Origin of the sequence: Streptomyces sp. SudanB52_2052 (assembly GCF_964272415.1) — a bacterium.
GTDB classification, from domain to species: Bacteria; Actinomycetota; Actinomycetes; order Streptomycetales; family Streptomycetaceae; genus Streptomyces; species Streptomyces olindensis.
In genome coordinates this window covers 8,378,736-8,391,724 of the sequence record NZ_OZ186796.1, presented here as the reverse complement: position 1 = coordinate 8,391,724, position 12,989 = coordinate 8,378,736, and the positions used below count along the sequence as shown (strand labels likewise).

The window sequence follows — 12,989 nt, the reverse complement described above, 5'->3', positions numbered from 1 at the left end:
GAAACCTCGTTCGAGCGGTAGGACCGGGGTCACCGGAAGAGTGAGTTGACGTAGTCGGCACCGATGCCGACCTTCTCGTAGTGGTTCCTGCACAGCTCGATGTAGTCGTGGACATCGAAGTAGCCGGTGGTGTTGCCGTCCTCGTCCAGCCAGATCAACGGACCCTTGACGATGAAGAACGCCTTCATCGGCTCGTCGCTCTCGTAGGCCACCAGCGTGTGTCCCTCGCCGGGGGCCTCGTAGACGAAGTCACCGGCCCGCGCGGTCCAGGGCCGCTCCAGGTAGCCCCACTTGCCGGAGATCGTGTACGCGAAGACCTCGTGCGGGTGGTAGTGCCGGTTGACGAGTCCGGCCTGCTTGGCGCAGAGGATGTCGGCCCAGGAGTTGTCCTTGACGTTGATCCACAGCGGGCGCGAGCCGACGGTCTCGCTGAGCGGTGCGTAGTACCGGTCGTCGTCGGTGGCCACCTGGGACAGATAGACCTCCGGTTGCGCGTCGGGCTTCACCGAGTCGGTGATCGGCTTGAGGCCCTTCCAGAATTCCGACCTGGCTTCCTCGGGCATGTTTCGGCTCCTTTTCGTCGAGGTGGCCGACAGTGAACCCTCAGAGCCGTGGCCAGGTCTTTCCCGTGGGAGACATGGCGAATTGCCTGTTTGGGACATGCGCCGTCTCCACGCCGTCGAGTGCGCGGCGGTGGGCCGACTCCCCCGCCTACCGTCGGCGTGTCATACCTGAGGCGTACCGGTGATCAGCGCCGAGTGGCACCGCCGTACCACTCGGGCGGTCAAGTGTCCCCCGTGGTCCCAGGGCTCGGGCCGGCCGCGCTTCTAACGTCGAGTGCACAGGCCGCGGCGCTCGCCCGGCCGAGTCCGAGGGAAAGGCCCACACCCGTGATCGAAGCGCGTGAGCTGACCAAACGGTACGGCGACAAGACCGTCGTCGACGAGTTGAGTTTCACCGTCAAGCCCGGTGAGGTCACCGGCTTCCTCGGCCCCAACGGTGCCGGCAAGTCCACCACCATGCGCATGATCGTCGGCCTGGACTCCCCCACCAAGGGCTCGGTGACGGTCAACGGCAAGTCGTACGCGAAGCACATGGCACCGCTGCACGAGATCGGCACCCTGCTGGAGGCCAGGTCCGTCCACCCCGGCCGCAGCGCGTTCAGCCATCTGATGGCGCTCGCGTACACGCACGGCATTCCGCGGCGCCGGGTGGACGAGGTCATCGACCTGGCCGGGCTGACCAGCGTGGCCGGTAAGCGGGTCGGGGCTTTCTCGCTCGGCATGGGCCAGCGGCTCGGTATCGCGGCGGCCCTGCTCGGCGACCCCGCGATCGTCATGCTCGACGAGCCGGTCAACGGCCTCGACCCCGAGGGCGTGCTGTGGGTGCGCAATCTGCTGCGTTCGCTGGCCGACGAGGGCCGGGCGGTGATGCTCTCCTCGCACCTGATGAGCGAGACGGCGATGATCGCGGACCATCTGGTGATCATCGGCCGTGGGCGGCTGCTCGCGGACACCACCGTCGACGACTTCACCCGGGAGGCGAGCGGCGGCGGCGTGAAGGTCGCCTCCGCCGAGGCCGACAGGCTGCGCTCGCTGCTGGCGGGGCCGGACATGACGATCTCCTCCTCGTCCGCCGAGGAACTCCTGGTCTTTGGACGCGACGCCCGGGAGATCGGGCGGATCGCGGCCGAGCACGGGGTGGCGTTGTACGAACTCACCCCGCAGGCCGTCTCGTTGGAGGCGGCGTTCATGGACCTGACCAGGGACGTCGTCGAGTACCAGAGCCATCCCGTCGAGACCGAGCGAAAGGCAGCCTGATGACCGTCACCGAACTCTCCCCCGCCCGGGCAGGCACCCGGGCCTACAAGGTCACCGGTCCGCGGGTGCTGCGCGCGGAGTGGGCCAAGTTCTGGTCGCTGCGCTCCAGTTGGATCACCCTCGCCGTCGCCGTGGTCCTGCTGATCGCCCTCGGCTCGATCGCCTCCGCCACCTACAGCCCCGACGCGGCCACCCAGGACGGACCGCCGGGACCCGGCTCCGGCGAGCAGGACGCGGTCAGCCTCGCCCTGCTCGGGGTGACCTTCGCGTCGCTGGCCGTCGGTGTGCTCGGCGTCCTGTTGTCGGCCGGCGAGTACACCACCGGCATGATCCGCTCCACCCTCACCGCCGTTCCCCGCCGCCTGCCGGTCCTGTGGTCCAAGGCAGCCGTGATCGGCCCCGTCATCCTGGTCCTGACCACGCTCGGCGCCCTGACCGCGTTCCAGCTGGGCACCCTGGGCCTGGACGGCGAGAAGATCGCCCTGTCCCTGGGCGACGACGGTGTGCTGCGCAGCCTGGCCGGTGCCGGCCTCTACCTGGCCCTGGTCGCCGTCGCGGGTGTCGCCCTGGGCATCCTGCTGCGCTCCAGCGCCGGAGCGATCGCGGTCCTGGTCGGCGTCCTGCTCATCCTCCCGGGCCTGGCCTCCCTCCTGCCCGACTCCCTCTACGACAACATCAACCCCTACTTCCCCAGCAACGCTGGCTCGGCGATGTACGCCCTGCACGAGTCCTCCGACGCCCTCTCCCCCGGAGCAGGACTCGCCGTCTTCGCCGGATGGGTGGCCCTCACCCTCGCCGGAGCCGCCTGGCGGCTCCTCAAGAGCGACGCCTGAAAGGCGGTGCGAGACAGTGGGATCATGAGACAGGCCCCCGCGACCACCGCCCGGGGGACGGCCACCGCGCCGTCCCCCGGTCTCGCCGATGTCTGGGCGCACCCGCTGCTGCGCTGCATGGTGCGCGGTCAGAGCGCCCGACGCCGACTCGACCAGCGGCATCCGTGGGTGCTCGACACCGCGGTCGTCCTCGTCGTCGCCCTGCTCAGCCTTCCCGACCTGCTGTCCCCCAGCCGGCACGGCCCTTTCGGGGACACGACGGACCGCAGCCACCTGCCCATGCCGGTGCTGGTCGCTTTCGCCGTCGCACTCGTCGTGCCGCTGTGGTGGCGCCGCAGGGCCCCGGCCGTCACGTACTTCGTGATCTCCGCGGTGTCAGTGGCCCAGTGGTCGCTGGGGGTATGGCAACAACCCGGCATGGCCGCGCTCATCGCCCTCTACAGCCTTGCCCTGCACGGATCACTGCGCGCACTCGGCTGGGCCGCCGCTCTCACCGCGGCCGAACTGACCCTGGCGGTCGGGCTGCTGGCCCCCGTCGAGCACCCCTTCCTCGGTCTCTTCTTCCTGATGGGCACGGCGACGGCGGCCATCGCCATCGGCCTGACGCTGCGGATCCGCCGCCTCTACCTCGCGGCACTGGAGGACCGGGCCACACGCCTGGAGATCGAGCAGGACCAGCGCATCCGGCTCACCACCGCCGCCGAACGCACCCGCATCGCCCGCGAGATGCACGACATCGTCGGCCACAACCTCTCCGTCATGGTCAGCGTTGCCGACGGCGCCGCCACCCTCGCCACCAACCGCGGCGAGACGTCCGCCGACGCCCTGCGCATCCTCGCCGACACCGGCCGCCAGGCGATGAGCGAACTCCGGCGCGTCCTCGGCGTGCTGCGCGAGGAGCGGGGACATGAACAGGACGAACGGCCGCTCGGCCCGCAGCCCGGCATCCGGGACCTGGACGCGTTGCTGACGCGCGTGCGCGCGGCGGGGCTGCCCGTGACCTACCGGACGACGGGCGACCTCGACGCCCTCGGCAGCGGCGTTCAGCTCACCGTGTACCGCATCGTGCAGGAAGCCCTCACCAACACCCTCAAGCACGCCGGTCCGGGCGCCACGGCCGACATTGCCGTCGCCAAGGACACCGACACCGTGCACATCAAGGTCGCCGACACCGGCGCAGCCGCCGCCGGCGCGCGGTCCGGCGACGCCGGGCACGGGCTCGTCGGCATCCGCCAGCGGGCCGCCATGTACGGCGGTACCGTCATCCTCGGCCCGCGTGCCGCCGGCCACGGCTGGCTCGTCGACGTCGTCCTCGACGTACCCCCAGGAGATCATCAGCCATGACCACCGTCCTCATCGCCGACGACCAGCCACTGCAACGCATGGGCGTGCGCATGCTTTTGGAGGGCACCCCCGGCCTGACCCCGGTCGGCGAGGCGGAACACGGCGCAGAGGCCGTGCGATTGGCTGCCGAACTGCGCCCCGACGTCGTCCTCATGGACATCCGCATGCCCGGTATGGACGGCATCGAGGCCACCCGTCGCATCATCGCCGCCGGCGGCCGCACCCGCGTCCTCATCGTCACCACTTTCGACCTCGACGAGTACGCCTACGAAGGCCTGCGCGCCGGCGCCGGCGGCTTCCTGCTCAAGGACGCCCGCCCCGAGGAACTCGTCGCCGGCATCCACGCGGTCGCCACCGGCGACGCCGTCGTCTCCCCCCGCCTCACCCGTCGCCTCTTGGACGCCTACACCCACCGGGTCCTGGCCCCCGCGGACAGGCCACCCGCCGAGGATCCCCGCCTGAAGACCCTCACCGACCGCGAACGCGAAGTCCTTGTCGCCATCGGCCAGGGCTGGACCAACACCGAGATCGCCGAGCGCCTCGTCCTGACCGAATCCACCGTCAAGAAGCACGTGGGCCGCGTCCTCGCCAAGATCGGCGCCCGCGACCGCATCCAGGCCGTCATCACGGCGTACGACACCGGTCTGGTCAGAGCCAAGTCGTAGTCGGCCGAGCCTGCCACGGGCCGGAGCGGAGGTCGACATCCTTACATGACGGCGGTGCCCGACGTGTTGGAGGTCGCGAGGATCAGCACGCCGGTCCGGCCGTCGACGGCCGGACGGGCCCCCGGCCGAGCTCACCGGTCCCTTTGCGTACCCGTCGCGAGGAGTCCGTTGACCACGAGCGTCGCCAGCGCCTCCGCCGTGTCCGTGAGCTGCTGTGACGAGGCGGATTCCGGTCGGCCGAGGCGCCGCGCCAGAGGGCCCTCCACCATTCCCGCGACGGGCGGGATGACAGCGAAGAACAGCACGTCCTGCGGAATGGGCGCCATGCGTCCGGAGGCGACGAGCCGCTCGATGCTGGGCGTCATGAGCTGAAGGGTCGGAGCGACGAAGCGCTCGTACAGGTAGTCCAACCGTTCGGTGTCCCGGGACGACTCGTCGACGAAGACGCGTCCGATCAACGGCGTGTCCGCCGCGGCGCGGTAGAAGCCGGTGACGATCCGGCGCAGCCGCTCGGCGTCGTCGATCCCGGGATCCGCCTGTAGCAGGCGCTCCAGTTGCGGCCCCAGCGCATGGTCCATGACCGCACGCCAGAAGGCCGCCTTCGACCCGTACCGGTCGTTGATGAAGTTGTGGCTGACGCCCAGGCGGCGGGCCAGTTCACGTGCGGAGGCACGGTCGTAGCCCAGCTCCGCGAAGGCCTCGAGGCCCCGCTGGAGGATGCTCTCCTCCCCGGGCACCGCCGGAGTGCCGGCCCCTGGGCGCCCCGGCCGCCTGACGGACTCGCTTCGTACTTCCATCACTGCCTCCATGACTGCTGGTTCGTGCGTGGGTCACCCGCAGCCGACCCTGGGCTCACGAGAACCAAGCTTACTTGACAGCTGTCAGATTACCTCTAATCTGACAGCTGTCAGACGTTATTCGTGACGGACATCCCCACCTCCCCGATCGGCTCGGGAACTGAGTGCGTCCGACGCCCTGGTCGCACCTTCTCGGAAGTGAGAGAGCCACATGACCGCGAACCACACCCCCCACTCACCCTCCGAACCAGTGATCGCCCTGGAAGCGGTGGGACGCCGGCCCTCCAAGAAGGCCGACCGCATGGCGTCGCTGCTCACCGCCGGAGATCCGCTCGCCGACGCCGTCATCGCCGAACTGGACCTCTACGGCCCCAAGGCGCGGCAGGCTCTCGACGCCGGCCTGAGGAAAGGGCTGGCAGGTCTCGACGAGCGGCCCCCGGAAGCCGTCGCCGCGCTGCTGAAGCAGGTGGAGACGCCCCCTTCCTGGGTCGACCCTCTGCTGCTCCACCGCGGCGACACCGTGAGCCTGTCCGTCCCGCCCCTGTGGTTCGGCCTTTGCGTGATCACCGGTGCGCTCGCCCACACCTACGCCTCCCCGGCCACCGCACGGCTGCTGATCCGAACCGACAGGCCGACGCCGACCTTTTCGCGCCGGCTCGCGGACACCGGGGTGTGGGCGCGGCGGATCATCCGGCCGGGCGGGCTGCTGCGCGGAGGGCCCGGGTACGTGGCCACCGTCGAGGCCCGGCTGCGCCACGCCCGCATGCGGGCCACCTCCCTCACGGACTGGGACATGGGCGTCCCGGGTCTGCCGATCGGTCAGCTCGACACGGCACGCACCTGGCTCGGCTTCACCCTCACCGCCTGCCAGGCCCTGGCGGCCGTCGGCATCGACATCACTGCCGAGGAGGAGAGCCACCTCTACCGGTACTGGTCCTACGTGGCCCATCTCCTCGGGCTCGACGAGCGCCTGTACAAGGACGTCGCCGACCACGCCGGTGCCCGCCGCCTGCAGGACCTGCTGAACACCATGACGGCCGCACCCGATGCCACCTCACGCGCTGCGACAGCCGCCATGATCGACGCACAGGCCCGTGCGACGGCTCACGCGCCGGGCGCGGTCCTGTCCGAGAAGCAGCTGGAAGACCTCATCCACTGCGTGCTGCGGCGGTCCCTCGGGAACACGGCAGCAGACCGGCTGGGCATCCCCGACGTCCCGGCCGCGAGCGACCTGATGCCGCTGATCAGCACCTTGAACCGGCAGGCCCGCTACTGGCAGACCTTCTCCCCCGCCTCGGCGCAGGCAGCCCGCCGACAGGCCGCCGAAGAGCCCGGGCCCGCATCGCAACCGATCGCGGCTGTTCTTCCCCCTCGGTGTCGCTCTTCAGCGCCGTGCAGGAGTCCGTCGCCCAGGTACGCCGGCGGCCTGACGGCTACGCGATCACCGACCGCATCACGTGACGAGCTCCAACGAAGCAGCCGTCCGCATCACATCACCGCACCTTCTGCTCCTTGACCACTTCTCTGGAGACTTCGTCATGTCGCAAACGTCCCTCGACACACCGGCCACGGCCACCGTGTCCCCGCTCCCGTCCTCCGGCGCGCCGCCTCGCCATCGCTGGTGGATTCTCACCGTCATCGGCGTAGCTCAGCTCATGGTGGTGCTCGACTCGACGATCGTGAACATCGCCCTGCCCTCGGCCCAGAAGGACCTGGGCTTCTCCGACGGCGACCGGCAGTGGGTCGTCACCGCCTACGCCCTCGCCTTCGGCAGCCTGCTGCTGCTCGGCGGACGCATAGCCGACCTGTTCGGCCGTAAGATCACCTTCCTGGTCGGACTGGTCGGCTTCGCCGGGGCCTCCGCCTTGGGCGGCGCCGCGAACAGCTTCGAGATGCTGGTCGCCGCGCGCGTCGGTCAGGGCCTGTTCGGGGCGTTGCTCGCACCGGCCGCGATGTCACTGCTGACCACGACGTTCACCGACCCCAAGGAGCGCGCCAGGGCCTTCGGGGTCTACGGCGCCATCGCCGGCGCCGGCGGTGCCATCGGCCTGCTGCTCGGCGGTGTGCTCACCGAGCACCTCGACTGGCGCTGGACCCTCTACGTCAACCTCGTCTTCGCCGGTGTGGCGTTCCTCGGAGGTGCCCTCCTTCTGCGCCGTTCCCACCGCGACAAGACCACCAGCCTGGACATCCCCGGCGCCATCCTCGTCGGCGGCGGCCTGTTCGGCCTGGTCTACGGCTTTGCCAACGCCGAGAGCCATGACTGGAGTTCGCCGCAAACATGGGGCTGGCTGGTCGCCGGAGTCGTCCTGCTCGCCGCGTTCACCGTGTGGCAGACCAGGTCCTCCCACGCCCTGCTGCCCCTGCGCGTGCTGCTCGACCGCAACCGCGGCGCCTCCTTCATCGCCGTGCTGATCAGCGGCGCCGGCATGTTCGGGGTGTTCCTCTTCCTCACCTACTACCTGCAGCAGAGCCTCGGCTACACGCCCATCGAGACCGGGCTGGCCTTCCTGCCCATGACCGGCGCGCTGGTGATCAGCTCCACCCTCGCCACCAGCGTACTGATCCCCCGCATCGGCCCCAAGCCGGTGGTCCCCCTCGGCATGGGCCTGGCCGCCGCCGGCATGGTCTGGATGACCGCCCTCGACCTGCACAGCTCCTACGTCACGGGCATCCTGCCGACTCTGGTCGTGGTGGGTCTCGGCCTCGGCCTGGTGATGCCCCCTGGCATGAGCCTGGCCGTCACAGGCGTGGACGCCGAGCACTCCGGGGTCGCCTCCGCCACCGTCAACGCCATGCTGCAGGTCGGCGGCTCGATCGGCACCGCCCTGCTCAACACCCTCGCCACCAGCGCCGCCACCGACTATCTGACCGGCAAGGACCCCAGGGACCCCGCCGTGCAGGCCCATGCGGGCCTGGAGGCCTACTCCACCGCCTACTGGTGGTCGGCCGTATTCTTCGCCGTCGGCCTGGTCATCAGCGTCATCCTCTACCGACGCGGCGTACCGGAGCAGGACCCTGACGCCGCCCCCGTCGTACACATGTGACGTCCGAGCAGGGGCCGAACCGACCCGTTGCACCGGGTCGGTTCGGCCCTTTCGGCACCCTGGCGTCGCCGGTCCTCCGCGGCCGTGCAGCAGATCTGTCGGCGAGTCCTCACTCCCGTCGCGCCGACGATCGCCGACGATCGGGGTCCGGTGCCCGTCGCGGCCCGAATGCACTCCCGAGGGGCTGGGCCGACTGGAGATGAAGGCGGCCGCGACTGCTGCGGCCGCCTTCACACCTCTGCTTACGCTCGGGTCCAGCGTTGGTTGACACCGGTGTGGCAGCTCCACACGATCACCGCAGCGCCGTTGGCGGTGCTACCGCCGTTGACGTCCAGGCAGAGTCCGGTCTGGACGTGCCTGACGGTTCCGTCGGTGTTCACATTCCATTGCTGGTTCGCGCCGCCGGTGCAGTCCCAGATCCGTGCTCGGGTGCCGGAGGCGGCGTTGCTCGGGACGTCCAGGCATCTGCCCATCACGCGCAGGGTCTGTCCGGACTGAGTGAACTGCTGGTTGGTGCCGGTGTGACAGTCCCAGATGATCATCTGGGCGCCGTTGGACGAGTTGGCACCGCTGACGTCCAGGCATCGGTCGGCGGACTGGCTCCGCAGCCGGAATGCGGTCGGGTCCGGAGGAGTCGGGTTCGGGCCGGCGCCCGTGAAGAAGCTCCAGATCTCTCCCTTGACCCAGCTCCTGGCGCCGCTCTCGCAGCCGGCGCACCCGTCCACGGGGCCTTGCTGGTGACCCCCGTCGAACGCGGCCCAGACGACCGGATACCCCTCTCGGCAGCCCGAGTAGGCGGTGGTGATGTGGGTGCGGCTGCCCTGCGCGGGCTCCGGCGGGTTCTGGGGAGTACAGCCGTTGTTCCTGACGAACCTGTCCCGCATCCCGCGACCGGCGCCGATGTTGTCGTTGATGCCGTGGATTCCCATGTACGCGAAGGGCTGGGTGCCCCCGCTGCAGCCGCTGATCCCCCCGGGGGCGGCTATCGCGGCGACCGCACGGAAGACGTTCGGCCTGGCACATGCGAGTGCGTAGCTCATGGCTCCGCCGTAGCTGAACCCGAGGGCGAAGCGCTGCGTGGTGTCGACACAGAGGTCGTTGTCGATACGCCTGATCATGTCGTCGACGAAGGTCACGTCCTCGCCGCCGGAGTTGCCCCAGCCGTTGTTGAGGCCCTGCGGAGCAACGAAGATCGCGCTGTTGTTCGCCAGTCGGCGGAGTCCGTAGTGGGCATAGACATCGCCATCGCTTCCGCCGCCGGCGACCTGCCCGGCGGTGCCACCCAACCAGTGGAATCCGAAGACCAGTCGATGTTGGCGGGTGTTGTCGTAGTTCTCAGGGATGCTCAGGATGAAGGAGCGGCTCTTACCGTTGCTTTGAATCGTGTGCGTACCGCTCGTCAGTGTGGGGGCACGTCCGCATCCGGCGGTCCCCGCGAGGGTGGCCCCGGCGGTGGGCGACGTGCCGGCCGCAACGCTGACTCCTGCCACGCCGGCCATGGCCAGAACGAGCAATGCCGCCAACACGGCTCGCCCGAACAACCATCTGTGGATCGACATCATGCGACTCCCTCGCTGCTCGGTGACATGGCTCTGACTGGTCGGTCGGGCCGCAGTTCGCCCTGGGGCTGGACGCGGTGGAGTTGGAATCGTTGGTTGGCGCTGCCGGTGGCCGCCCACTGGGAGATGCGGGCTCCGTCGGCGGTGGAGGCCTCCCACACGTCCAGTGCGAGGCCGCTCTGCCGGTTGACCAGACTGATCACGCCACCGCCGTGGTCGACTGTCCGCCACTGCTGGGCGGTGGTGTCGGTGTCCGGCTGCTGGGTGATGTCGGCGCCGCTGCCGCTACCGGCGGCTTGCAGGAACAGACCGCTGTGCCCGAGCCGGATCTTGTAGTGCCCGCCGTCGGAGGGCAGGAACTCGAAGTGCTGGTTGGGACCGGCGGTGATCTGCCACTGGATCAGCCGCGCGCCGGCGGCCGTGGACGCACCGTTGATGTCGGCGGCCTTGCCGCTGTGCTGGGCCACCAGCCGATAGGCCACGCCGGTCTCCACCGGCCCGGACATGAGTGCGGACGCGCGGTAGGTGCGGCCGGCCTGGCCGGAGAACTCGATGAGATCCGCCTCGAGCCGCTTCGGCTGGACCGGATCGCCGCTCGATTCGTCCTTCAGCGTGAAGTCGCCGGCGAAGATCCGGCTGCGCACCCGGACGGCACCGGTTCGGTCGGGTGTGACGACGCACTCGATCCGGCCGCTGCTCCACTCGGCGCCGACGGTGTATCCGCCGCGGCCGCGCAGCCCGCTCACGCGCCCGGTGGGCCAGGCGGCCGGCAGCGCCGGCAGCACGTGCAGTTCGCCGTTGTGGCTCTGCAGCAGCATCTCCGCGATGCCCGAGGTGGCGCCGAAGTTGCCGTCGATCTGGAACGGCGGGTGCAGGTCGAACATGTTGGGCGCGAGCCGGTCCGTCCGCACCAGGTCCCGGATCAGCTTGTGGGCCCGGGCGCCGTCCTCCAACCGTGCCCAGAAGTTGATCTTCCACGCGAGCGACCATCCCGTCCCGTCGTCACCGCGCAGCTCCAGCGTCCGCCGCGCGGCCTCGTGCAACTGGGGTGTCCCGCGCTTGGTGATCTGGTTGCTCGGATGCAGACCGTACAGGTGGGAGACGTGCCGGTGAGTCCGCTCGGTCTCCACCCAGTCGGCCAGCCACTCCTGGATGTTGCCCCTGGAGCCGACCCGCGTCGGCGCCAGGCGGTCCCGGGCCGCCAGTGCCTGAGCGCGGAAGGCGGCGTCCACGCCGAGGACTTCGCCGGCGCGGGCGACGCCGTTGAAGAGGTCGCGCAGGATCTGGTTGTCCATGGTGGGCCCCGCGCAGACGGTGGCGTTCGCGTGGTGAGCGAGCTCCGGAGAGTTCGACGGGTTGGTGACCAGGTGTCCGAGCGTCGGGTGGGCGACCAGGGTGTCGAGGAAGAACTGGGCGGCGCCCTTCAGGGCCGGGTAGTTCGAGCGGAGGAAGTCGATGTCACCGGTGAACAGGTAGTGGTCCCAGATCAGGGTGGCCAGCCAGGCGCCACCGGTCTGCCACATCCCCCACTGCGCTCCGTCGACGACCGAGGCGCCCCGCCACGCGTCGGTGTTGTGGTGCGTCACCCAGCCGCCGGCGCCGTACTGCGCCTGGGCCACCCGGGCGCCGGTCACGGTCAGGTCGTTGATCATGTCGAAGACCGGGCGGAAGCACTCGGACAGGTTCGTCGTGTCGGCGGGCCAGTAGTTCATCGGCAGGTTGGCGTTGATGGTGAACTTCGAGTCCCAGGACGGAGCCATCTGGTCGTTCCAGATGCCCTGCAGGTTCGCCGGTTGGGTGCCCGGCCGCGAGGACGAGATGAGCAGATACCGGCCGAACTGGAACAACAGGGCGGAGAACTGCGGGTCGTTCACCTGCGCGTGCTGCGCGATCCGTACGTCGGTCGGCTGGTCGGCCGCCGCCGTACGTCCCAGGTCGACCGACACCCGGTTGAACAGCGCCTGATAGTCGGCGAGATGCCGGCTGCGCAGTTCGTCGATGCCGACGTTGCGGGCGGAGTCGAGGTGGCGCCGCGCGATCCCCTGGTAGTCGCCGCCGACGTTCCGGAAGTCGACGTAGCTGGAGCCGATCGACACCAGCACCGTCACGCTGGTGGCGCCGGAGACCCGCAGCGTGCCGCCCGAGCTGCTGACCGTGCCGCCGGTCACGGCGGCGTGGGCCAGGGCGAGGAACCGGACCCGCCCGGCGATGCCCTCCATGGTGCCGGAGGTGCCGTCGAGGGCGATCGTGGTCCCGTCCGGGCTGGACACCGTGGTGCGTTGTGGGCTGTCGAAGGTGGCGGTGAAGGTCAGGGAGTTGGCGCGGTCGGCCGTCAGCCGGGTCACGATCACCTGGTCGGGTGCGCTGGCGAACACCTCACGCTGGTACCGCACGCCGTTCAGCACGTAGGTCGTGACGGCCGTGGCGGTGGTGAGGTCCAGCGTCCGGTTGTACTGCGACGCACCGGTGGCGCTGCCGAAGGCGAGCCGAAGGTTTCCGACCGGCTGGTAGGCCAATTGTCCGGCTGGGCTGCCCAGCATCGTCTGATTGATCAGATCCTGCGCCGGCCCCCACTGATCCGCGAAGACCCGCCGTCGGATCTCCGCGAGGTTGGCCGCGCCGCGGGGGTTGGCGGAGTCGTACGGACCGCCGGCCCAGACGGTGTCCTCGTTGAGCTGCAGCCGTTCGGTGTCGACGTTGCCGAACACCATCGCGCCCAGACGTCCGTTGCCGATCGGCAGTGCCCGCAGCCAGTCCGCGCCGGCCGGCTCGTCGTACCACAGGGCGAGGTCGTTGGCGGCCAGAACCCTCCGCGGCGCGGCCGAGCCCTCCCTGGCAGCGGCCGTCCACCCACCCTGCACGATCCCTGCACCAGCCGCCGCCCCGGCGGCGAGAAACCGTCTGCGTGTCACCTCGGACATGTC

General features: G+C 69.9%; 10 protein-coding genes. 6 read left to right on the top strand and 4 right to left on the bottom strand.

Going from position 1 to position 12,989, the window contains the following annotated elements:
• Window positions 1-29 precede the first annotated feature (29 nt).
• Entirely contained in the window at window positions 30-563 is a 534-nt protein-coding gene (locus tag ACSUPV_RS37695; protein ID WP_436949512.1) for a 2,4'-dihydroxyacetophenone dioxygenase family protein, read from the bottom strand.
• A 327-nt stretch (window positions 564-890) separates the two neighbouring features.
• Here ACSUPV_RS37695 and ACSUPV_RS37690 point away from each other — a divergent pair, with 327 nt between their 5' ends.
• The 4 genes from ACSUPV_RS37690 to ACSUPV_RS37675 are packed head-to-tail and all read left to right on the top strand — an operon-like array spanning window position 891 to window position 4,662.
• Window positions 891-1,820 (top strand): ABC transporter ATP-binding protein, encoded by a 930-nt coding sequence (locus ACSUPV_RS37690; protein ID WP_436949511.1) that lies wholly within the window; start codon window positions 891-893, stop codon window positions 1,818-1,820.
• A complete protein-coding gene (locus ACSUPV_RS37685) occupies window positions 1,820-2,653 on the top strand; it encodes an ABC transporter permease (protein WP_436949510.1) in 834 nt (277 codons plus the stop codon). The genes ACSUPV_RS37690 and ACSUPV_RS37685 overlap by 1 nt, the downstream gene beginning before the upstream one ends.
• A gap of 24 nt (window positions 2,654-2,677) precedes the next feature.
• Entirely contained in the window at window positions 2,678-3,997 is a 1,320-nt protein-coding gene (locus tag ACSUPV_RS37680) for a sensor histidine kinase (RefSeq protein ID WP_436949509.1), read from the top strand.
• Entirely contained in the window at window positions 3,994-4,662 is a 669-nt protein-coding gene (locus ACSUPV_RS37675) for a response regulator (RefSeq protein WP_389622262.1), read from the top strand. The genes ACSUPV_RS37680 and ACSUPV_RS37675 overlap by 4 nt, the downstream gene beginning before the upstream one ends.
• Before the next feature lie 131 nt (window positions 4,663-4,793).
• Here the strand turns inward: ACSUPV_RS37675 and ACSUPV_RS37670 are convergent, their stop codons facing one another.
• Window positions 4,794-5,459, bottom strand: coding sequence for a TetR/AcrR family transcriptional regulator (locus ACSUPV_RS37670; RefSeq protein WP_436949508.1), 666 nt, complete (start codon window positions 5,457-5,459; stop codon window positions 4,794-4,796).
• Between the two features lie 211 nt (window positions 5,460-5,670).
• On the opposite strand from ACSUPV_RS37670, the gene ACSUPV_RS37665 reads away from it, so the two are divergent.
• Together ACSUPV_RS37665 and ACSUPV_RS37660 are read left to right on the top strand one after the other, a co-directional pair.
• Entirely contained in the window at window positions 5,671-6,975 is a 1,305-nt protein-coding gene (locus ACSUPV_RS37665) for an oxygenase MpaB family protein (RefSeq protein ID WP_436949507.1), read from the top strand.
• Between the two features lie 22 nt (window positions 6,976-6,997).
• Window positions 6,998-8,506, top strand: coding sequence for an MFS transporter (locus ACSUPV_RS37660; RefSeq protein WP_436949506.1), 1,509 nt, complete (start codon window positions 6,998-7,000; stop codon window positions 8,504-8,506).
• Between the two features lie 242 nt (window positions 8,507-8,748).
• Here ACSUPV_RS37660 and ACSUPV_RS37655 read toward each other — a convergent pair whose 3' ends face one another.
• The gene (locus ACSUPV_RS37655; RefSeq protein ID WP_436949505.1) at window positions 8,749-10,068 is read right to left on the bottom strand and encodes a ricin-type beta-trefoil lectin domain protein; all 1,320 of its coding nucleotides are present in this window, start codon (window positions 10,066-10,068) and stop codon (window positions 8,749-8,751) included.
• Window positions 10,065-12,986 (bottom strand): glycosyl hydrolase family 95 catalytic domain-containing protein, encoded by a 2,922-nt coding sequence (locus ACSUPV_RS37650; RefSeq protein WP_436949504.1) that lies wholly within the window; start codon window positions 12,984-12,986, stop codon window positions 10,065-10,067. Before ACSUPV_RS37650 ends, ACSUPV_RS37655 begins: the two co-directional genes overlap by 4 nt.
• Window positions 12,987-12,989: the final 3 nt, after the last annotated feature.

Coding starts and splice junctions, on each gene's coding strand:
- ACSUPV_RS37695 (WP_436949512.1), bottom strand. CDS start 563: ATGCCCGAGGAAGCCAGGTCGGAATTCTGGAAGGGCCTCAAGCCGATC.
- ACSUPV_RS37650 (WP_436949504.1), bottom strand. CDS start 12,986: ATGTCCGAGGTGACACGCAGACGGTTTCTCGCCGCCGGGGCGGCGGCT.
- ACSUPV_RS37685 (WP_436949510.1), top strand. CDS start 1,820: ATGACCGTCACCGAACTCTCCCCCGCCCGGGCAGGCACCCGGGCCTAC.
- ACSUPV_RS37670 (WP_436949508.1), bottom strand. CDS start 5,459: ATGGAAGTACGAAGCGAGTCCGTCAGGCGGCCGGGGCGCCCAGGGGCC.
- ACSUPV_RS37675 (WP_389622262.1), top strand. CDS start 3,994: ATGACCACCGTCCTCATCGCCGACGACCAGCCACTGCAACGCATGGGC.
- ACSUPV_RS37665 (WP_436949507.1), top strand. CDS start 5,671: ATGACCGCGAACCACACCCCCCACTCACCCTCCGAACCAGTGATCGCC.
- ACSUPV_RS37655 (WP_436949505.1), bottom strand. CDS start 10,068: ATGATGTCGATCCACAGATGGTTGTTCGGGCGAGCCGTGTTGGCGGCA.
- ACSUPV_RS37660 (WP_436949506.1), top strand. CDS start 6,998: ATGTCGCAAACGTCCCTCGACACACCGGCCACGGCCACCGTGTCCCCG.
- ACSUPV_RS37680 (WP_436949509.1), top strand. CDS start 2,678: ATGAGACAGGCCCCCGCGACCACCGCCCGGGGGACGGCCACCGCGCCG.